This is a genomic window from Nocardioides sp. zg-1230, assembly GCF_013155335.1.
GTDB lineage: Bacteria > Actinomycetota > Actinomycetes > Propionibacteriales > Nocardioidaceae > Nocardioides.
Window position 1 is genome coordinate 1034805 of record NZ_JABJQZ010000001.1, and the last position, 20364, is coordinate 1055168.

17 protein-coding genes are annotated in these 20364 nt (G+C 73.0%); 12 read left to right on the forward strand and 5 right to left on the reverse strand.

Annotated elements, in window-relative coordinates; translation table 11 throughout:
• Nucleotides 1–82: 82 nt before the first annotated feature.
• Nucleotides 83–1657 (reverse strand): DHA2 family efflux MFS transporter permease subunit, encoded by a 1575-nt coding sequence (locus HOO61_RS05045; RefSeq protein WP_367650031.1) that lies wholly within the window; start codon nt 1655–1657, stop codon nt 83–85.
• A gap of 64 nt (nt 1658–1721) precedes the next feature.
• Nucleotides 1722–2933: a dipeptidase gene (locus HOO61_RS05050; RefSeq protein ID WP_172257457.1), complete on the reverse strand. Its 1212-nt coding sequence runs from the start codon at nt 2931–2933 to the stop codon at nt 1722–1724.
• 90 nt (nt 2934–3023) lie between these two features.
• Here HOO61_RS05050 and HOO61_RS05055 point away from each other — a divergent pair, with 90 nt between their 5' ends.
• Entirely contained in the window at nt 3024–5747 is a 2724-nt protein-coding gene (locus HOO61_RS05055; protein WP_172257458.1) for a DEAD/DEAH box helicase, read from the forward strand.
• Between the two features lie 8 nt (nt 5748–5755).
• On the forward strand, nt 5756–6487 hold the full coding sequence (locus HOO61_RS05060; RefSeq protein ID WP_172257459.1) for a hypothetical protein: 732 nt from the start codon (nt 5756–5758) through the stop codon (nt 6485–6487).
• Nucleotides 6488–6509: 22 nt separating this feature from the next.
• On the opposite strand, the gene HOO61_RS05065 is transcribed toward HOO61_RS05060, so the two are convergent.
• Entirely contained in the window at nt 6510–7061 is a 552-nt protein-coding gene (locus tag HOO61_RS05065; RefSeq protein ID WP_367650032.1) for a TetR/AcrR family transcriptional regulator, read from the reverse strand.
• Nucleotides 7062–7475: 414 nt separating this feature from the next.
• Here HOO61_RS05065 and HOO61_RS05070 point away from each other — a divergent pair, with 414 nt between their 5' ends.
• The 7 genes from HOO61_RS05070 to HOO61_RS05100 all read left to right on the forward strand — a co-directional run bounded on the left by HOO61_RS05070 (nt 7476) and on the right by HOO61_RS05100 (nt 16302).
• Entirely contained in the window at nt 7476–9017 is a 1542-nt protein-coding gene (locus tag HOO61_RS05070) for an acyl-CoA carboxylase subunit beta (RefSeq protein ID WP_172258162.1), read from the forward strand.
• A 5-nt stretch (nt 9018–9022) separates the two neighbouring features.
• Nucleotides 9023–10954 carry a biotin carboxylase N-terminal domain-containing protein gene (locus tag HOO61_RS05075; protein WP_172257461.1) on the forward strand — a complete coding sequence of 644 codons (1932 nt, stop codon included), beginning with the start codon at nt 9023–9025 and terminating at the stop codon, nt 10952–10954.
• Nucleotides 10947–11888, forward strand: coding sequence for a hydroxymethylglutaryl-CoA lyase (locus HOO61_RS05080; RefSeq protein ID WP_172257462.1), 942 nt, complete (start codon nt 10947–10949; stop codon nt 11886–11888). Before HOO61_RS05075 ends, HOO61_RS05080 begins: the two co-directional genes overlap by 8 nt.
• Nucleotides 11885–12970 carry a hypothetical protein gene (locus HOO61_RS05085; RefSeq protein WP_172257463.1) on the forward strand — a complete coding sequence of 362 codons (1086 nt, stop codon included), beginning with the start codon at nt 11885–11887 and terminating at the stop codon, nt 12968–12970. Before HOO61_RS05080 ends, HOO61_RS05085 begins: the two co-directional genes overlap by 4 nt.
• A 29-nt stretch (nt 12971–12999) precedes the next feature.
• Nucleotides 13000–14133: a hypothetical protein gene (locus tag HOO61_RS05090; RefSeq protein ID WP_172257464.1), complete on the forward strand. Its 1134-nt coding sequence runs from the start codon at nt 13000–13002 to the stop codon at nt 14131–14133.
• Nucleotides 14130–15323: a hypothetical protein gene (locus HOO61_RS05095; RefSeq protein WP_172257466.1), complete on the forward strand. Its 1194-nt coding sequence runs from the start codon at nt 14130–14132 to the stop codon at nt 15321–15323. Before HOO61_RS05090 ends, HOO61_RS05095 begins: the two co-directional genes overlap by 4 nt.
• 661 nt (nt 15324–15984) lie before the next feature.
• A complete protein-coding gene (locus HOO61_RS05100; protein WP_172257468.1) occupies nt 15985–16302 on the forward strand; it encodes a hypothetical protein in 318 nt (105 codons plus the stop codon).
• A gap of 87 nt (nt 16303–16389) precedes the next feature.
• Here the strand turns inward: HOO61_RS05100 and HOO61_RS05105 are convergent, their stop codons facing one another.
• Nucleotides 16390–17067, reverse strand: coding sequence for an EcsC family protein (locus tag HOO61_RS05105; protein ID WP_172257470.1), 678 nt, complete (start codon nt 17065–17067; stop codon nt 16390–16392).
• A gap of 45 nt (nt 17068–17112) precedes the next feature.
• Complete coding sequence (locus HOO61_RS05110) at nt 17113–18486, reverse strand: calcium-binding protein (protein WP_172257472.1); 1374 nt, start codon at nt 18484–18486, stop codon at nt 17113–17115.
• Nucleotides 18487–18559: 73 nt separating this feature from the next.
• On the opposite strand from HOO61_RS05110, the gene aat reads away from it, so the two are divergent.
• From aat to HOO61_RS05125, 3 genes are all read left to right on the forward strand, one after another.
• The gene (gene aat / locus HOO61_RS05115) at nt 18560–19279 is read left to right on the forward strand and encodes a leucyl/phenylalanyl-tRNA--protein transferase (RefSeq protein ID WP_172257474.1); all 720 of its coding nucleotides are present in this window, start codon (nt 18560–18562) and stop codon (nt 19277–19279) included.
• 40 nt (nt 19280–19319) lie between these two features.
• A complete protein-coding gene (locus HOO61_RS05120; protein ID WP_172257476.1) occupies nt 19320–19808 on the forward strand; it encodes a hypothetical protein in 489 nt (162 codons plus the stop codon).
• Nucleotides 19809–19885: 77 nt separating this feature from the next.
• Nucleotides 19886–20275: a hypothetical protein gene (locus tag HOO61_RS05125; protein ID WP_172257477.1), complete on the forward strand. Its 390-nt coding sequence runs from the start codon at nt 19886–19888 to the stop codon at nt 20273–20275.
• Nucleotides 20276–20364 lie beyond the last annotated feature (89 nt).

The following is a 20364-nucleotide window of genomic DNA, read 5'->3' on the forward strand; positions in this document are numbered from 1 at the left end:
GCAACGACCGGGGGCCGACGGGGAACGACAGCGGCCCGCCCTCCGGGTGGAGGACGGGCCGCGGTCGACGTACGACGTCGGGTCAGTGACCCATCACCGCGGTGGGGTCGACCGGGGCGACCTTCTTGCGGGGCAGGAACGCCGCCGGGATCAGGCAGCAGGCGACCAGCACGGTCGCGACGACGAAGACGGTCGCGAACGCGTCGGCCATGTCGTTGGTGACCAGCTGCTCGAGGGCGCCGAGCTGGTCGGGCGAGATGCCGAAGCGCTCGAGGATCGCGGCGACCTTGGTCTGGTCGTCACCGGCCTCGGCCAGCGCGGTGCCGGCGGCGACGAAGCGCGAGTCCTTGAGCTCGTTGGTGAGGATCACCGAGAACAGCGCGGTGCCGATCGAGGCCGCCACCTGCTGGGTGATGTTGAGCAGGGTCGAGCCGCGGGCGACGTTGTGCGCGGTCAGCGTCGCGAGCGCCGCCGTCATGATCGGCATCATCGTGCCGCCCATGCCGAGGCCCATGATGAAGAGCGCGCCGAGGATGTAGACGTAGGAGGTGTCCGCCTCGATCTGGGTGAACATCGCCATGCCGACGGTGATCACGGTGATGCCGGTGAGGACGATCTTGCCGGGGCCGATCCGGTCGGCCAGGATGCCGGCGATCGGCATCGTGAGCATCGCGCCGACGCCCTGCGGGGCCAGCAGCCAGCCGGTGAAGAGGGTGCCCTCGCCGCGGACCTGGATGAAGTAGAGCGGGAACAGCAGCGAGGAGCCGAAGAACGCGATCGCGAAGAGCGTCATCGTGATGACCGCGACCGTCATGTTCCTGTTCTTGAACAGCCGCAGCTCGACAAGCGGGTGGATGTTGCGCTTGGCCAGCGCCCACGGGACGAACGCGACGATCAGCACGAGCCCGAGCACCATCGGCACCAGGACCCGGGCGGCCATCGCGGTGCCCTCCTCGGGGATGGAGCTGACGCCGTAGAGGAACGCGGCGAGACCGGGGGAGAGCAGCACCATGCCCAGCCAGTCGAAGGTCTCCGACGGCTCGACGTGGTCCTTGGGCAGCACGATCCAGGCGTAGACGATCGCGGCGATGCCGATGGGCAGGTTGATCAGGAAAATCCAGTGCCACGACGCGCTCTCGATCAGCGCACCACCGAGGATGGGGCCGAAGATCGGTCCGAGCAGCATCGGGATGCCGAGCACGGCCATCACGCGACCGACCCGCTCGGGACCGGCGGCGCGGGTCAGGATCGTCATGCCGAGCGGCATCAGCATGCCGCCACCGAGGCCCTGCAGGACGCGGAAGAGGACCAGCATCTCCAGCGACGTCGCGGCCGCGCACAGCACCGAGCCGATGGTGAACAGCGCGACGGCCAGCAGGTAGAGGCGCTTGGTGCCGAAGCGGTCGGCGGCCCAGCCGGTCAGCGGGATCACGCTCGCGAGGGCGAGGGTGTAGCCGGTCATCGTCCAGGCGACCTCGGCCGCGGTCGCGTCGAACTCCTCCTGGAAGGTGTTGAGCGCGACGGAGACGACGGTGATGTCGAGGATCGACATGATCGCGCCCAGGACGACCACGCCGGCCACCATCAGGACGCTCTTGTCGAGCTTGTCGGAGTGCTCCGGCTGCGTGGCGCCGGGCTGGGTCTGGGTGTCGGTCACCGGGCAACGGTATTGGTTGCGTCCAACAACCACGCAATTGTTTTCGCGGTGGCCTGCGTCACCCTCACGGGTGGACCGGTCGTACGCCGTCCAGGTCCTCGATGCGCGCCAGGCTGGGGCCGCGCTCGGCCTGGAGGTCCGCGGCCACCGACTCGACCTCGCGGAGCACGCGCAGGGTGTTGCGGCAGGTGAGCCGCGCGAGGTCGTCGGCCGACCAGCCGCGGTCGGCCAGCGCCGCCAGCAGCGCCGGGTAGGTGGACACGTCCTCGAGCCCGTCGGGGAGGGTCGCCACCCCGTCGTAGTCACCGCCGAGCCCGACGTGGTCGATGCCGGCCACCTCGCGCACGTGCTCACAGTGCGCCACCACGTCGGCCAGCGTGGCGACCGGCTGCGGGTGCTCGAGCGACCAGACCTCCTCGAAGGCGCTGAACCGCGTGCCGTCGGCCTCGGCGATCCCCTCGGCGGCCGCTGCCGCGACGAGCTCGCGGTGCGCGTCGGCGCAGGCGGCGTTCACGAACTTCGGCACGAAGGTCACCATGCACACACCGCCACCCCGGGCCATCGCCTCGAGCACGTCGTCGGGGGCGTTGCGCGGGCTGTCGGTGACCGCCCGGGCCGAGCTGTGGCTGAAGATCACCGGCGCCTCGGCGACCTCGAGCGCGTCGCGCATCGTATCGGCCGAGACGTGGGAGAGGTCGACCATCATGCCGACCCGGTTCATCTCCCGCACGAGCTCGCGGCCGAACGCCGTCAGCCCGCCGGCCACCGGGGTGTCGGTGGCCGAGTCGGCCCACGGGGTGTTCGCGTTGTGGGTCAGCGTCAGGTAGCGCACCCCGAGCTCGTGCAGCTGGCGCAGCGTGCCGAGCGAGCAGTTGATCGAGTGCCCGCCCTCCGCGCCGGCCAGCGAGGCGATCCGGTCCGACGCCCACGCCTCCTCGACCTCGTCGGCGGTCCTCGCCCACGCCAGCTGGTCGGCGTACCGCGCAGTGAGCATCCGCGCCGCGTCGACCTGCTCGAGGGTCGCGCTGACCGCGTCGTCCCCGGTGAGCCGGGTGGGCACGTACACCGACCAGAACTGCGCGCCCATCCCGCCCGCGCGCATCCGCGGCAGGTCGGTGTGGGTCGCGGTGCCGCCGGTGCCGACGTCGTGGCGGGAGCCGACCCGATCGAGGAGGGCGTACGCCGACGGCTCGCGCGCCGCCCACAGGAGGTCGTTGTGGCCGTCGATCACGGGATGGGCAGCGAGCAGGGCCGAGATGTCTGCCGGGATGTGCATGGCTCGACGCTAGCGGCTGGGAACTCCCTGTCGGTCCCAGGCGTTAGCGTCCTGTCGTCCCGCTGCCCGGCGGGGACAGGAGGGGGATCGATGAGCTTCGTCCCGGTCACCGGTCCCGCCAGGCTGCTGGTGGGGGAACCGCCCCGGGAGGGCTCGGTCGAGTTCACCGACGAAGGCCGCACGATCGTGATGCCGATCCGTGGTGCGTTGCCGGTGCTCGGCAAGGTCCGAGACCAGGCAGACGTGCACCCGTCGGTCGCGCTGCTCGCCGGCGCGGCGTTGATGGGCCTGCAGCTGGTGGCCTCGGGCCGGTTCGCGCCCGACCCCGAGGGCCGGCACTGGCAGGTCGCGGGGCTCGACGCCGCCGACGAGCGCCGCATCGCCGAGCTGGCGCGCTCGCGTGCCTGGGACGGCTTCGACGAGGCGACGGCCGAGGGCATGGTGCGCGGGCTTCTCGACGCCGTGGTCGACACCATGCCCCGCACCACCCCCGGACGCTCGCGCCACCGCGGGCCGGCCCCCGCACGTCGTACGCCGTCGGGGGAGCCGTCGGAGGCCTCGCCGCGCAGCCCCGACGCGTTCAGCGACGAGCTCCAGCAGCGGATCGCCCGCATCCGCGCCCGGGGCAACGACGACCGGCCGCACCTGGTCTCCATCTCGTTCCGCGTCGAGGCCGACGAGGAGGAGCTCGTCGCGGGCGCCGTGCGGCTGGTGCTGCAGGTGCACGCCGTCGACAACCCCGCCCACCTCGCGGACGCCTCCGAGCTGTGGGCCGAGTCCGGTCCCGACGCGGCGCACGGCTTCGGCGACCGGGCCCGCACCCACGCCGCGATCGCCCTGCGCTCCGCGGCCGACGCCTGGCCCGTGCTCGACCGGCTGCTCGACCTGCGCGTCCCCGACGAGATCGTCCTCGACACCGACGAGATCCTCTCGCTGCTCGACGGCGGTGCCGCGGCGCTGACCGAGGCGGGCCACCCGGTGATGTGGCCGAAGTACCTCGACCGCGAGGTCACCCAGCGCGTCGAGCTGGGCCGCCGCTCGCCCGCCGGCACGCGCGAGGAGGCGCTGCAGGACGGCCTGTTCGGGCCGCAGGCGCTGTTCGGCTTCGAGTGGCAGCTCTCGCTGCACGGCGAGGAGCTCAGCGACGACGAGATGGACGAGCTGGCCCGCACCACCAGCCCGATCATCAAGCTGCGCGACAACTGGGTCGCCGTCGACTCGACGGTGATCAAGCGCGCCCGCAAGCGGCTGATCCGCACCGTCACGCCCGTCCAGGCGCTCGCGGCGACGCTCACCGGGGTCGTCGACATCGAGGACGCGCCCTACGAGGCGGTCGTCGGCGCGAGCCTCCTCCCGGTCCGCGACCGGGTCCGCGAGGCTGCCACGGGTGATCTCGTCGACGTGCCGCCCGCGCTGCAGGCCGAGCTCCGCGACTACCAGCGCCGCGGCCTGAGCTGGCTGGCCGAGCTCACCGGGCTCGGCCTCGGCGCCTGCCTGGCCGACGACATGGGGCTCGGCAAGACGATCACCCTGATCGCCCTGCACCTGCACCGGAGGGACACGGGGGCGGGCGGCCCCACGCTCGTCGTGTGCCCGGCGTCGCTGCTCGGCAACTGGGAGGCCGAGATCCGTCGCTTCGCGCCCGGGGTCGCCGTACGCCGCCACCACGGCAGCGCCCGTGACCTCGACGGGGTCAGCGGCGGTTTCGTGCTCACGACCTACGGCACGATGCGCAACGACGCCGAGCTGCTCGCGGAGGTCGCGTGGGACCTCGTCGTCGCCGACGAGGCGCAGCACGTCAAGAACTCCCGCTCCGCCGCGGCCCGGGCCCTGCGCACGATCCCGAGCACGGCGCGCGTCGCGCTGACCGGCACCCCCGTCGAGAACGACCTCACCGAGCTCTGGTCTATCCTCGACTGGGCGATCCCCGGCCTGCTCGGCAGCCGCAACGCCTTCCGCAAGGTGTGGGCCGGTCCGATCGAGTCGGGCCTCGAGCCCACCAAGGCCCGGCAGTTCGCCGACCTCATCGGTCCGTTCCTCCTGCGCCGCCGCAAGTCCGACCCCGGTGTCGCCCCCGAGCTGCCGCCCAAGACCGAGACCGACCACCTGCTCGGCCTCACCCGCGAGCAGGTCGTCCTCTACGAGACCCTCGTGCGCGAGTCGATGCGTCGGATCGAGGAGGCCGACGAGGAGACCCGCCGCGGCCTGGTGCTCAAGCTGCTCACCGGCCTCAAGCAGATCTGCAACCACCCCGCCCACTTCCTGCGCCAGCCCAACCCGAAGCTCCGCGGGCGCTCGGAGAAGCTCGAGCTGCTCGACGAGCTCGTCGGCACGGTCATGGCCGAGGACGGTGCGGTCCTCGTCTTCACCCAGTACGTCGCCATGGCGCGGCTGCTCGAGCGGAACCTCGCCGCCGTGGGCGTGCCGCACCAGTTCCTGCACGGCGGCACCCCGGTGCGCGAGCGCGACGCGATGGTCGCCCGCTTCCAGGCGGGGGAGACGCCGGTCTTCCTGCTGTCGCTGAAGGCCGGCGGCACCGGCCTCAACCTGACCCGCGCCGACCACGTCATCCACTTCGACCGCTGGTGGAACCCCGCCGTCGAGGACCAGGCCACCGATCGGGCCTACCGGATCGGGCAGACCAAGCCGGTGCAGGTCCACCGCTTCGTCACCCAGGGCACCATCGAGGAGAGGATCGCCGAGCTGCTCACCCGCAAGCGCTCGCTGGCCGACTCGGTCCTGGCGCGCGGCGAGACGGCGCTCACCGAGCTCTCCGACGCCGAGCTCCGCGACCTCGTGGAACTACGACGGTGAGCCCGCCGATGAGCGCGTCCGACGCCACGGCCACCACCCACCCGCGGCTGCCCGCCCGCCGGGGTGGCGGGAGCGGCACCTGGTGGAGCAAGGCGGTGCTGCGAGCGGTGGAGGAGGCCGCCTTCGGTGAGAAGGACCTCCGCTCCGGGCGGGCGCTGGCCCGGTCCGGGGCGGTCGGGGCGATCACGGTCACCGAGGGCGGCGCGGTCGCGGCGGTGACCGAGGGCCAGGACGTCTTCACCGTCGAGGTCACCGTGCCCGTCCTCGACGACACCGACTCGGCGGCGTTCACCGAGCTCGTCGCTGCCGAGTCGGGTCGCATCGCGGCGCTCCTCGCCGGCCAGCTGCCGCACGCGTTCGTCGAGGCGGTGGAGGAGGCCGGCGTCGAGCTGCTGCCCTACGGCGGGGAGCTGGGCTCGGCCTGCACGTGCGACGCCTGGCTCGACCCGTGCCCGCACGCGCTGGCGGTGCTGACCCAGCTGGCCTGGCTGATCCAGGCGGACCCGTTCGTGCTGACCCACCTGCGCGGGCTCTCGCGCGAGCGGGTGCTGCGCGACCTGCACCGGCTCCGGCAGCCGGTCGGGCAGCAGTCCGCCGGGGCTGGGGCGGGGTCCGGCGAGGCCGCTTCCGACGCCCCAGGGCCGAGCGGGACCGACGTCGACGACCTGGTGGTCGCCGAGGACGCGGCGGTCCGTGCCGCGCGCCTGCTGCGCCTGGAGAGTCCCTTCGACTCCTGGTGAGGAGCCCGATGCCCGCCTCGGCTCAGGCGAGGCCGAGCGCGCCGTGGGCCATGTCGCGCAGCACGTCGTGCATCTGCGGATCGGGCAGCCGGCCGCTGTGCGGCGTGGAGTTGAGCAGGCCGAAGAGGACGTGGGCGCGGGTGCGCGAGGCCTCCGGGCTGAGGGTGGGGTCGTGGCGGCGCACCTGCGCGGCCCACTCGTCGACGTACGCGCGCTGGAGGGCGCGGACGCGCTCGCGTGCCTCGTCGGGCAGGCTGCTCCAGTCGCGGTCCTGCACGACGATCAGCGCCCGGTGCTCGAGGGCGAACTCGATGTGCCACTCGACCAGCGCCTCGAGTGCCTCGCGCGGTGTGCCGGCCGCGGCGACGCGGGAACGTCCCTCGGCGAGCAGCGTCTCGCTGATGGTCACCAGCATCTCGGCGAGCATCGCGTCCTTGGACTCGAAGTGCTTGTAGAGCGCGGGGCCCGAGATGCCGCAGGCAGCGCCGAGCTCGGCCACCGAGACGCCGTGGAACCCGCGGGAGGCGAAGAGGTCGGCCGCGATGTCCAGGATCTGCTGGCGGCGGGGAGTCACGACGCCGAGGTTAGTGCCTGCTAACCCCGACCACGGCGTCCGTGGTGTGGGGAGCGGCATGAGGCGCTGTGGCGCCTCCGAGACTGCCAGCGGAATCACTCGTGCCTCCCCGTCCAACCCAGGTGCTGCAGTGGGCCGCAACCCCGCAGCGGCCCACTGATCCCCCGATCCGTGCACCCGACGCTCATCGTAGATCGTAGGCGCTACACCCCTAGGTGTGTGCGGCGCCTACACCAGTTTTGGGTAAAGAATCCGTCGCCTTGGCGTGTCGTCACCGCGGAATCCTGCGCCGATGGGGTATGTCCACGCGCGATGCGCGGCGGGGATGCGCCGCGATGGACACGTTAGGTTAACGATCGCTAACCTGACGTCGTGTCCGAGTCACAGGCCCCGGCGACCGGGGCGGCCCCCACCATGCGCGAGCTCGTCGACGACCTGCGTGCCCGGCTGGCGCGGGTGCGCCAGGGCGGGTCGGAGAGCGCGCGGAAGAAGCACACGGATCGCGGGAAGCTGCTGGTGCGCGAGCGGGTGGACCGGCTGCTCGACCCGGGCAGCCCGTTCCTGGAGCTGGCGCCGCTTGCGGCGTACGGCATGTACGACGGCGGCCGCGGCGACGACTTCGCGGTCCCGTCCGCCGGGGTCGTGGCGGGCATCGGGCGGGTGTCGGGTCGCGAGTGCGTGGTGGTGGCCAACGACGCAACGGTCAAGGGCGGCACCTACTACCCGATGACGGTGAAGAAGCACCTCCGTGCGCAGACGATCGCGGCGGAGAACCACCTGCCGTGCATCTACCTCGTCGACTCCGGCGGCGCGTTCCTGCCGATGCAGGACGAGGTGTTCCCCGACCGCGAGCACTTCGGCCGGATCTTCTTCAACCAGGCCAACCTGTCGGCGGCCGGCATCCCGCAGGTCGCCAGCGTGATGGGCTCGTGCACCGCCGGCGGTGCCTACGTGCCGGCGATGTCCGACGAGACCGTCATCGTGCGCAACCAGGGAACGATCTTCCTCGGTGGTCCGCCGCTGGTGAAGGCCGCGACGGGCGAGGTGGTCACGGCCGAGGACCTCGGTGGCGGTGACGTGCACGCGCGCACCTCGGGAGTCGTCGACCACCTGGCCGAGGACGACGCCCACGCGCTGGCGATCGTGCGTTCGATCGTCGACACGCTGCCCGCCGTCACCCCGGCCCGCACGCCGCGCGCCGAGGTCGAGGAGCCGCACGATCCGGCGGAGTCCCTCTACGACGTCGTGCCCACCGACACCCGCACGCCCTACGACGTGCGCGAGGTCGTCCGGCGCCTGGTCGACGGCAGCCGGTTCCACGAGTTCAAGAAGCTGTACGGCGACACGCTGGTGTGCGGCTTCGCGCGGATCGACGGCTACGAGGTCGGCATCGTCGCCAACAACGGGATCCTGTTCAGCGAGTCCGCGCTCAAGGGCGCGCACTTCATCGAGCTGTGCAACCAGCGCGGCATCCCGCTGGTGTTCCTGCAGAACATCACCGGCTTCATGGTCGGGCGCGAGTACGAGAACAAGGGCATCGCCCGCGACGGCGCCAAGCTCGTCACCGCGGTCGCGTGCAGCGTCGTGCCGAAGTTCACCGTCGTCATCGGCGGCTCGTTCGGTGCCGGCAACTACGGCATGTGCGGCCGCGCCTACGACCCCCGTTTCCTGTGGATGTGGCCCAACGCCCGGATCTCGGTGATGGGCGGCGAGCAGGCCGCGTCGGTGCTCGCGACCGTGCGCACCGACCTCGAGGACGACGCCGCCGTCGAGGCGTTCAAGGCGCCGATCCGCGAGCAGTACGAGACCCAGGGCTCGCCCTACTACGCCAGCGCCCGGCTGTGGGACGACGGTGTGATCGACCCCGCCGACACCCGCCGCGTGCTGGGCATGGCGCTGGCCGCGACGTCGTACACGCCCATCCCCGAGCCCCGCTACGGAATCTTCAGGATGTGAGGCGCATGAACACACTGCTGATCGCCAACCGCGGCGAGATCGCCCTGCGGGTCATGCGCACCGCGCAGCGGCTCGGCTGGGGATGCGTCGCGATCCACACCGACCTCGACGCCGACGCGCCGCACGTGCGCGCGGCCGACCGCGCGGTGCGGGTGGAGTCCTACCTCGACATCGACGAGGTCGTCGCGGCAGCGCGTGGGACCGGTGCGGGGTTCGTGCACCCGGGCTACGGCTTCCTGTCCGAGCGGGCACCGTTCGCCCGGGCGCTGGCCGAGGCCGGCATCACGCTGGTCGGACCGTCGGCCGAGGTGATGGACGCGATGGGCCGCAAGGACGCCGCCCGTGAGGTCGCCGTCGCGGCCGGGGTGCCGGTCGTGCCGTCGTACGCCATCACCGGTCCCGACGCCGCCGACCCGGCGTCGTTCGCCTACCCCGTGCTGGTCAAGGCTGCGGCCGGCGGCGGCGGCAAGGGCATGCGCGTCGTGCGCAGCGCGGGCGACTACGACGAGTCGTTCGCCGCGGCCCAGCGCGAGGCCCGCTCGTCCTTCGGTGACGACACGATCCTGGTGGAGAAGTACGTCGAGTCGGGCCGGCACATCGAGGTGCAGGTCATGGGTGACACCCACGGCACCGTGCTGCACTTCTTCGAGCGCGACTGCTCGACCCAGCGTCGCCACCAGAAGGTGCTCGAGGAGGCGCCGGCCCCGACGATCAGCGACGAGCAGCGTGCGGCGATCACCTCGTCGGCCGTCGCCCTGGCGCGGCAGTGCGGCTACACCGGCGCCGGCACGGTCGAGTTCCTGCTCGACAACGCCACCGGCGAGTTCTACTTCCTCGAGATGAACACCCGCCTCCAGGTCGAGCACCCGGTCACCGAGGAGGTCGTGCGCGTGGACGGCGGGCGGGTCGACCTCGTCGAGCTCCAGCTCCTCGTCGCGACCGGCGAGCCGCTGCCGATGACCCAGGACGCGATCACCCTCGACGGTCACGCGATCGAGGCCCGCGTCTACGCCGAGGACTCCTTCCACGGCTTCCTGCCGCAGGCCGGCCGCACCTCGATCGTCCGGTGGGGGTCGGGGGACGGCGTCCGCGTCGACCACGCGCTGGAGCCCGAGCAGGTCGTCTCCACCTCCTACGACCCGATGCTCGGCAAGGTCATCGCCTGGGCGCCGACCCGCGACGGGGCCGTCGACGTCCTCGCGGACGCCCTCGGCGAGACCGCGATCCTGGGCATCACCACCAACACCGGCTTCCTGCGCGCGCTGGTGGCGTCGGGGGAGTTCCGCGGCGCGACGATCGACACGGCCTGGCTGGACCGCCACGACGTACCCGCGCCCGACCCGACCCTGGCGCGGGTGTTCGCCGCGTGGACCGAGGTGCTGCTCGACACGATGCCGACCCCGGGGAGCACACCGCGCCCCTGGCGGGCCGACGGCTGGCGGATGGGTGCCGACCCCGCGCCCGACACGGTGGTCCTCGGCCCCGACCTGGTCGTCGTCGACCGGCACCGCGGCCAGGTGACGCACGACGGCACCACCCACGACGTACGACTGGTCTCGGCTGCAGACCACACCGTCCACCTCCTCGTCGACGGCCGTGACGAGCACGCGGTCCTCAACGTGCAGCGCGACTCCGTCGACGTGGTGCACCGCGGCCAGCGGTGGGCCTGGGAGCGACCCGACCCGTTCGGCGACCACGCCCACGCCGCCGGTGACGGCACGCTCCTCGCGCCGATGCCCGGCACGGTCCTCGCCGCAAACGTCACCGAGGGACAGGTCGTGGCCGAGGGTGAGACGCTGGGGGTGATGGAGGCGATGAAGATGGAGCTCGCGCTGAAGGCGCCCTTCGCCGGCACGGTCACCACGGTCGGTGCGACCACGGGCGACCTCGTCAAGCTCGGCGCCGTGCTGTTCGTCGTGGAGCCGTCCGATGACTGACCTGCCGATGACCGTCCGCGTCGACGGCCTGCCCGCGCGGGTCACCATCTACGAGGTCGGCCCGCGCGACGGCCTGCAGAACGAGCAGGCGATCGTCCCGGTCGCGGTCAAGGCCGAGTTCGTACGCCGGCTCGTGGCCGCTGGCCTGCCGATCGTGGAGGCCACCAGCTTCGTCCACCCGAAGTGGGTGCCGCAGCTCGCGGACGCCGCCGAGCTGATGACCGAGCTCGGCGAGGCGGGCCGCGACCTCCCCGTGCTCGTGCCCAACGAGCGCGGCCTCGACCGGGCCCTCGAGCTCGGCCTTCGACACGTCGCGATCTTCGGCAGCGCGACCGAGACCTTCGCCACCAAGAACCTCAACCGCACCTTCGACGAGCAGTTCGCGATGTTCGAGCCGACCGTCGCCCGGGCCCGGGAGGCCGGGCTCGACGTGCGCGCCTATGTCTCGATGTGCTTCGGCGACCCGTGGGAGGGGGCCGTGCCGATCGAGCAGGTCGTCACCGCCGGCACGCGCCTGCTCGACCTCGGCGCGAGCCAGCTGAGCCTCGGCGACACGATCGGCGTCGCGACCGCCGGGCACGTCACCGCCCTTGTCGCGGCCTTCGCCGAGGCGGGCGTCGGCACCGACCGGCTCGCGATGCACTTCCACGACACCTACGGCCAGGCGCTCGCCAACACCTTCTCCGCGCTGCAGGCGGGCATCACCACGTTCGACGCGAGCGCCGGCGGCCTCGGTGGCTGCCCCTACGCCAAGTCGGCCACCGGCAACCTCGCCACCGAGGACCTCGTGTGGATGCTGACCGGTCTCGGGATCGAGCACGGGGTCGACCTCGACGCGGCGGTCGCGACGAGCACGTGGATGGCCGCCCAGCTCGGCCGCCCCAGCCCCAGCGCCGTCGTACGAGCCCTCGGTCAGGCACAATCAGCGCCATGAGCCGCGTCGTCCACCTCCACATCGGCGCCCCCAAGACCGGAACGACCTACCTCCAGGACCGGCTGCTCCTCAACACCGCCTCGCTGGCGCGGCACGGCGTGACCGTCCCCGGGCCTCGCGGCGGCCGCTCCGACATGTTCCACTTCCGGGCTGCGCTCGACCTGCTCGACCAGGACTGGGGTGGCGCGCCCGGGCACGCCGAGGGCGCCTGGGACGCGATGATGCGGCGGGTGCAGCGCGCCGACGGCAACGTCGTGATCAGCCACGAGATCCTCGCCGGCGCCAAGCCCGACAAGGTGGCCAAGGCGATGAACGACCTCGCCGGCAACGAGGTGCACCTCGTCTACTCCGCCCGTGACCTCGGCCGGCAGCTGCCCGCGGCGTGGCAGGAGTCGATCAAGCAGGGCCGCAAGTGGCCCTTCAAGCGCTTCCTCACCAAGGTCGAGCGCAGCCAGACCTGGTTCTTCAACGCGATGGACCTGCCGACCGTGCTCGAGCGCTGGGGCGCCAAGCTGCCCCCCGAGCGGGTGCACGTCGTCACCGTCCCGCACGACCGCGGGCCCAACGGCGACGAGCTGTGGCTGCGGTTCTGCCGGGCGTTCAGCATCGACCCCGCGTGGGCGCCGCTCGACTCCGAGCGCGACAACCGCTCGCTCGGCATCGCGGAGACCTCCCTGCTGCGCAAGCTCAACCGTCGCCTCGAGCTCGGTGTGTGGCGCGACCCGGCGTACGACGCCCTCATCCGCGAGCTGCTCGCCCAGCAGGTGCTGGTCTCCCGCAAGGCGATCCCGGTCAGGCTGCCGCCCGACCGCTACGACTTCGCCGAGCAGCAGGCTGACGCGTGGATCGAGTGGATCAAGGGCAGCGGCGTCGACGTGGTCGGCGACGTGGAGGACCTGCGCCCGCGCCGGCCTGCCGAGGACGAGAAGTGGAAGGACCCCGACCGGGTGCGCGCCAAGCTCGAGCTCGGCGCCGCCCTCGACGCCCTCACCGTGATGACGCAGGAAGCCGCCAACCGCGCCACGACCGACACGGTCGGCGGCCGGCTCCGCGACGCCGCGCGCCGGCTGCGGGACCGGTGACCGGCAGCGCCACCCGACCGGCAGGGTCCGTGCACGGGTGGGTCGCCCACCTGCGCGCCGGCGGTACGACGCCGTGGCTGGCATGGACCGAGCCGTCTGACCCCGACCCCGCGCCGACCGGTCGCGTGCTGCCCGGCGCCCAGCAGCTCGAGCTCCTGCGCCGGGTCAACCTCGCCCGGGAGTCGAGTGCGCGGCCCCGCGGCGAGGGCGACCACGAGCGCACTCGACTCGCCGACCGGGTGCTCGCCGCGCCGGCGGCCGGGCGGGGCAAGGCCGACCTGCCCGTGGTGGGCGCCGCGTCGGGAGGGTTCGGCGCACAGCCGGTCGACCCCGCAACGGTCAGCGCCCACGAGCTGCTCCGCGTGGCGAGCACGCTCCTCGCCGACGACCTCGTCGCGCTCGGACCGGACCCGGTCCGTCGGGGCCTCCCGCGGCCGTGGCGGCGCCGGTTCCGGCTGGTCGGCGACCCGGTCGTCACCACCGCGGCGCGCGAGCACCTGCTCGGTCGCGGCCGCCCCGAGGGCGGGCCCCGGCCCTTCGTCGTCGCGGTCGGCGGCCCCCTCGACGAGATGCTCGCCCACACCTGGACCCAGCGGTGCTTCGAGCACGGCAGCAGGCCGTGGGCCGACTGGCTGCGGTTCTGGCGCGAGCGCGACCAGCTGCCCGCACGCGTCGACCTCGACGACTCGATCCGCCGCTGGGGCGGGCACCGGCCCTACGTCCGGGTGGTGACCGACCTCGACCAGCTGCCCGCGCACCTCGGCGTACGCCGCCTGCCGGAGGTCCGGGTGCCGGGCGCCGACCAGGCCGAGCTCGCGCGCCGGATCTCGGCCGTGGTGGGCCTCCGCGTCCCGATCGGCGAGCGGCCGGCACTGATGCGGACGCTGCAGAGGCGGATGCCCGACACCGGCGTCCCGCCCGTCGTCGTACCCCCGACGGAGCACGACTGGGTCGCGTCGTCCGCGGCGCGCACGACCCGCGCCCTGACCCGCGCTGGCTACCCTGTCGTCGGCGACCTCGCCGACCTCGCACCGCGCGCAGCGGTCCGCCCCGGGCTGTCCCGGCACGGCGGCGCCGACGACCGGCAGGTGCTGGAGCTGGCGATCCGGATGATCGTCGACCCGGGGTGGCGCACGGGCCGGGAGAGGAAGGTGGAGCGGTGAGCAGGCGGGTGCTGCTGCACGTGGGCTGCCCGAAGACGGGCACGTCCTACCTCCAGGACGTCCTCTTCCGCAACCAGGAGGTCCTGCGTGAGCACGACATCCTCTACCCCGCCGACCGGTTCGACGCCCACTTCCTCGCCGCGCTCGACCTGATGACCCTGCCGTGGGGCGGCATCGAGACCGAGGCCGTCGGTGCGTGGGACCGGCTCGCCGCCGGGGTCCGTGAGTGGCACGGCACCTCGATCATCAGCCACGAGATCTTCGCCCGGGCGACCCCGACGCAGGTCGAGCGGGCGCTGGCCTCGCTCGGCGACGCCGAGGTCCACTTGGTGCTGTCGGCCCGCGACCTGGTGCGCCAGGTCCCGGCCGAGTGGCAGGAGAACGTCAAGCACCGCAGCCACATCACGTACGCCTCGTTCCTGCGCACCATCCGTGACCCGGCCCGCGACTCCCGCATCGGGTCGTGGTTCTGGGCGGTCCAGGAGCTCCCCGACATCCTCGAGCGGTGGGGCTCCTCGCTGCCGCCGGAGCGCGTGCACCTGGTGACGCTGCCTCCGCCGGGCGCGGACCGCGGCGAGCTGTGGCGCCGGTTCTCGCGGACCTTCGGGCTCGACGCGCTGCCGCTCGACCTGACCGCCGAGCGGGAGAACCCGTCCCTCGGCGTCCCCGAGACCTCGCTGCTGCGCACCATCAACGAGCGGGTGACCTCGATCATCGCGCCCCCCGACTACCGTCCCCTGGTCCGCGAGACGCTCGCCCACCAGACGCTCTCGCGGAGCGTGACCTCGGCCCGCCTCGGCCTCGCGCCGGCCGACCACGCCTGGGCGCGCGAGCTGTCGCAGCGCTGGATCGAGGTGCTCGACGAGCGCGGCTACGACGTCGTCGGCTCGCTCGACGACCTGCTGGGCCCCGACGCCGGCACCTTCGCCGACCCGGACACCGCGACCGCCGAGGAGCTGCTGCCCCCCGCGCTCGACGCGATCAGCGCCCTCCTGGTGGAGGGCGCACGCCTCCGGGCGGTCGAGGAACGGCTGCACGGCGAGCTGCGCGAGGCGCACGAGGAGCTCGAGCGGGCCCGGGCGACCACCGCCTTCCGGGCCCGGCGCAAGGTCGTGACGACCCTGGAGAACAGCCCCGCGGGCCGGGGCTCGCTCGACGCCTACCGGCGGCTGCGCGGCCGCAAGGGCTGACCCGGGGAGGGGCTGCCCCCGGCCGCAGAACCCCCGCTCGAGCGGGGACTCCGCCTCTTCGAGGCCGTTGCAACCCCCTCCAGGTGTCGGCCTGCCCCTTCCAGTGGACGGTCCGGCGCGGGCGCCCGGTCATCCGGCGTACGACGACGAGCTGGCGCCACCCTGGTGACCTTGGACCCTGACGCGATCCGTCCCCGCTCCCTAGGGTGGGATCGAGGGCACCTGCCCGGGGGCCGAGCGGGCCCTCGGGAGGTGAGGTCGATGACGACCCCGTCGCACGCACGCCGGGGACACATCCGGTCCGCCCTCGCCCTGGCCGGGGCGATCGTCCTGCTGGCGGGCTGCGACGGCGTCGGCACGGGCACGGACCCGTCCCCGCCGGCCGGCGAGCCGTCCTCGTCGTCAGCGTCCACCGTGCCGACGCCTGAGCAGCTGGCCGGCGCCCTGGTGACGACGGACGACTACGCCGGCACCTGGACCGTGAACATCCCGCCGGACCAGCGGGGGCGCGACGGACGGCGTGGTGACCGAGGCCCAGCAGAAGATGCTGCCGCGGATCCAGTTCTGCGAAGCGGCCAGCGAGGAGTCCCGGTCCGCTGCCGACGCGTTGCGCTGGCAGGCCTTCCGGCAGCTCGACTAGTCCGAGGACGACCCTATCGACATGCGCGCGGGCGACCGAAAGGGCCACCTGGTCTTCGTCCAGGAGTTCCTGATGGCCGCGGACCCGGACGAGGTGGCAGCGACCTTCGAGGCGCTGCGCGACGGGATGCGCGCCTGCGAGGGCGACTTCCCCGCCGGTGAGGAGGGCCCCGGCACGGTCGAGCCGATGACCGTCGCGGAGGTCGGCGACAACCGGTACGCCGAGCTGACGACCATGGAGGAGGCCGGCGGCAGGGCCTCCTGGCTGCTCCACAACGTGCTGGTTCGGGAGGGCCCGGTCCTGATGACGCTGCAGGTGGTCGACATCGTGATGGGGTAGGACGTGCAGCCCGTCGTGAGCGTCGCGGACGTCGACACGTTCCTCACCACAGCGGTGGACAAGCTCCCCTGAGGCGCGCGGTCGAGGTCAGCGCCGTCGCGGCAGCAGCTCGCGGTCGGCGTAGCGGCCGATGCGCCAGGTCAGGAAGCCGTCGGCGCCCATGCCGACCACGCCGCCGACGACCGGCATCCGACGGGCCACGGTGGTGGCCAGCCGCTTGCCGGCCACCCGCGCGACGATGTCGGTCGCGACGGTCGCCGAGATGGTGCCGTCGATGGAGGGGTCGTGGACCGGTGCGGTGGCGATCGCCATGGGCGTGCTCGGCAGCTTGCGCTTCTTCACCAGCTCGTGGACCTGCTCCTCGCCGAGCAGGGTGGCGAGCACGGCGTTGCGCACCCGCGGGTCGGTCAGGTCGTGGCCGCGCAGGTGCGCGATGCCGGCGACCATGCGGCACTGGATGATCGCCAGTCCCGTCACGTTGGCGGGGATCGCCACCGCCATCGTGACCAGTCCGCCGACGTTGGTGGCGAAGCCCTGCGCGCCGGCGATGCGCACGTTGTTCTCGATCACCTCGTGGATCGCCCGCTCGACGTTGCCCCGCTGCTCGCGCAGCTGCTTGTCGGCGGCGGCCGCTGCCGGGGCGAGCGGTCCGACGCCGTCGATGGCACGGTTGAGCGCCTCGCGCACGAAGCCGCCGGTCAGCCCCGGCGCGAGCTCGTTGATCCGGGGGGCGAGCTGCCGCCCGACGGTCTGCTTCAGGCCCATGGCCCGATCGTACGGTCGTCGGCCCAGCGCGTTCACGACGCTCGGTCAGCGGCGCAGCTCGCAGGCCTTCAGCCGCTCACCCCGCACGCAACGGTCGCGACCGTTCGAGCCGTCCAGCACGTCCCGGCCGCGTCCGCCGTCGAGCAGGTCGCGGCCCTGGCCCCCGCCGATGCGGTCGTTGCCGCCACCGCCGTACGCCCGCACCGGTCCGTACTGCTCGGTGAGGCTCAGCACCTCGGAGCGGCGCGTGCCCCACCACGTCAGCCGGGTCTCGGCGCTGCCCTCCCACCCGAAGGAGGTGACGGAGGAGAAGCGGATGGGCGTGCCGACCTTCATCCGGTACGTGCCGCGGCGGGCGTCGATCTCCACCCGGCTGCGGTGCGGTGCGGCGCGCAACGAGGCGGCCGGGGCGATGCGGTCGGCGCCGCCACCGCCGCGGACGACGACCTTGTCGCCCTTGCCCTTGATCGCCGGGTAGAGGACGTCGTTGCCGCCGCCGCCGAGGAACGTCGCGCGGCCGCTGTTGCGGAAGCTCCAGGAGCCGAGACCGTCGCGACCCGGGCCGCCCAGGACGCGCGTGCCCTCCTCGGCCGCCGCCACGCGGAGGCTGTCCCGCCCGCCGTCGCCGTACAGCTCGTCCACTCCGTGGCCCCCGTCGACCGTGTCCATGCCGGGCCCACCGTGCACGACGTCGTCGCCCGGCTCCGGGGCCGGGGGGTTCGGCATGCCCGAGTAGCCCCGGTCCGCCTCGATGACGTCGTCGCCGCCGCGCCCCTCGACCACGTCGTCGCCCCCGCCCGCGTCGATCTGGTCGTCGAGGTCCGTGCCACGGATCACGTCGGCGTGCGGCGAACCCTCGACGCCCGCGCCGAGCACCACGGGCGCGATGGTGTCGGTGCCCTCGCCGGTGGCCGTGCCGGCCGCCATGTCCACGGTCACCGGGCCGGTGGCGTCGCGGAACGACACCCGGTCGAGGTAGATCGAGTCCCCGTACCAGAGGTCCTCGCCCTGCGGGTCGTGGCCGAGGTCGACGTGGTCGTCGCCCGGGCCGGGGACCACCACGTCCCCCCAGAAGTCGTCGTCGGCGACGTACACGCCGTCGAGGCCCCCGAAGAGCCGGTCATCACCGACGCCCCCGCGGACCATGTCCTCGCCGCCGAGCGCGCAGATGGTGTCGTTGCCGGCCCCTCCGTCGATGGTGTCGCGGGCCTCGCTCCCGACGATGACGTCGTCGCCGGGGGTCCCCGTGACCGGTGCGGTCTCCGTCGAGTCGGTGATCGGCCCCTCCGGTGCGGGCACCACGATCGTTGCGGCCTTGCCGTCGCAGCCCACCGCCGCCGTGGCGGGAGCCGCGGTGACGGGGCCGAGGGTGCTCAGGGCCAGTCCGGCAAGGGCGGTCAGGGTCGCGGTGCGTCGCATGGTGTCCTCCGAGTAGGTCGTTGCAGGGGAGACGTCGTTCCGGCGGGTTTGGTTGTTCGCTAGCGTGCGAAGAGTGCCCATCGCCCCCGCTCCGACGCCGTGGGCCTTCCCGCCGAGCTCGACGTGGGACCCCGACGACGACCTCGTCGCGCTGGGCGCCGACCTCGAGCCGGGCACCCTGGTCACCGCCTACGGGCTGGGCCTGTTCCCCATGCCGGTGACCCTCGACGGCGAGGAGCACCTCGGCTGGTTCTCGCCCGTGGAGCGCGGGGTGCTGCCGCTCGACGGGCTGCGGGTGACCCGGTCGCTGCGCCGCTCGGCGCGAGACTTCGAGATCCGCATCGACACCGCCTTCGACGACGTGGTGGCCGCGTGCGGGAGCCCGGACCGCTCCGACGGCTGGATCACCCCGGAGTTCCGGCACGCCTACGGCCGTCTCCACCGGCTCGGGTGGGCCCACTCGGTCGAGGCGTGGCGCGACGACCGGCTGGTGGGCGGGCTCTACGGCGTGAGCATCGGCGGGCTGTTCGCCGGGGAGTCGATGTTCCACCGCGAGCGGGACGCGTCGAAGGTCACGCTGATGGCACTCGTCGACCTGCTGAACGACCGTCACGCCGCGCGACGGGTGCTCGACGTGCAGTGGCAGACCCCGCACCTGGCGTCGCTGGGCGTCGTACGACGTCCGCGTGCGGACTACCTCGAGTCGCTCCGGCGAAGCCTGGACGTCCCGCTGCCCGATGCCTTCCGGGTGGACGACGAGGGCCCGCCTCCGTCAGGGTGGGCCCGATCGTGACGCGACCCGGCGTGGGGGCGTCCCACCAGAGAGGGATCCCATGACCTTCCGAGCCCGCCTGACCCTGACCGGCGCCGTGCTGCTGGTCGGGGCCGTCACCTCCGCCTGCGGGGGAGGGAGCGGCGCGCCGAGCGACGCGAGCAAGGACGGCTTCTGCGAGGCGGCCAACAGCCTGATGTCCGACCTGCTGCCCGAGGACATGGGCACCCCCGAGCTGCCGAGCGACGAGGACATGGCGCAGGCGGTCAAGGACTGGGGGTCGCGGATGGAGGAGGTCGGGACGCCCGAGGACATCCCCGACGACGCGCGCAAGGGCTTCGAGGCGGTGGTCGAGCAGGCGAAGGAGATCGATGCCGAGGACTTCTCCATCGAGAAGCTGGAGGAGCTCGAGAAGGGCGGCGCCGACGCCTCGAAGGAAGTGGAGGAGCAGGCCGACGCCTTCGGTGACTACCTGACCGAGACGTGCGGCAACCCGATGGACGACCTCGAGCTGCCCGAGCTGCCCGAGCTGCCCGAGACGACCGAGTGACCCGCGACCCGAGTCCACGGCGCGGCGCCCGGTCGGGACGTACGATGGCTGGCGGTGCTGCAGAGGGAGGACGTGCCATGGCGATCACGCGCGAGGGCAGGATCTGCTCGTTCTGCGGCGAGCCCGGAGGGCCGGGCACCGACCTGCGCCTGATCGGGGGTCTCGGCGCGCAGGTCTGCGCCACGTGCATCGACGACTTCCACGCGATCATCCACGACGAGACGGCCATCGCAGCGGTGAGCGGCCCCTTCCCGTGGGAGCGGATGGACGACGCAGCGCTGCTGGCCACCCTGCCCCAGATCCTCGCCTCGGCCGAGCAGAACACCGCGTTCGCCCACGAGTGGGTCGACCTGCTCCGCAGCCGCAACATCTCCTGGGCCGAGATCGGGCGGGCGCTCGGCGTCTCCCGGCAGGCGGCCTGGGAGAGATTCTCGCGCCGCTCGGGCGACAAGGGCGCCACTGCATGAGGCCATCGTCGACGTCAGGGTAGACTTGACGAGCGAGGCGTCGGCCGGGCTGTCACGGGGGTGAGCCCGGCCGGTGCCTCTTCTGCTGT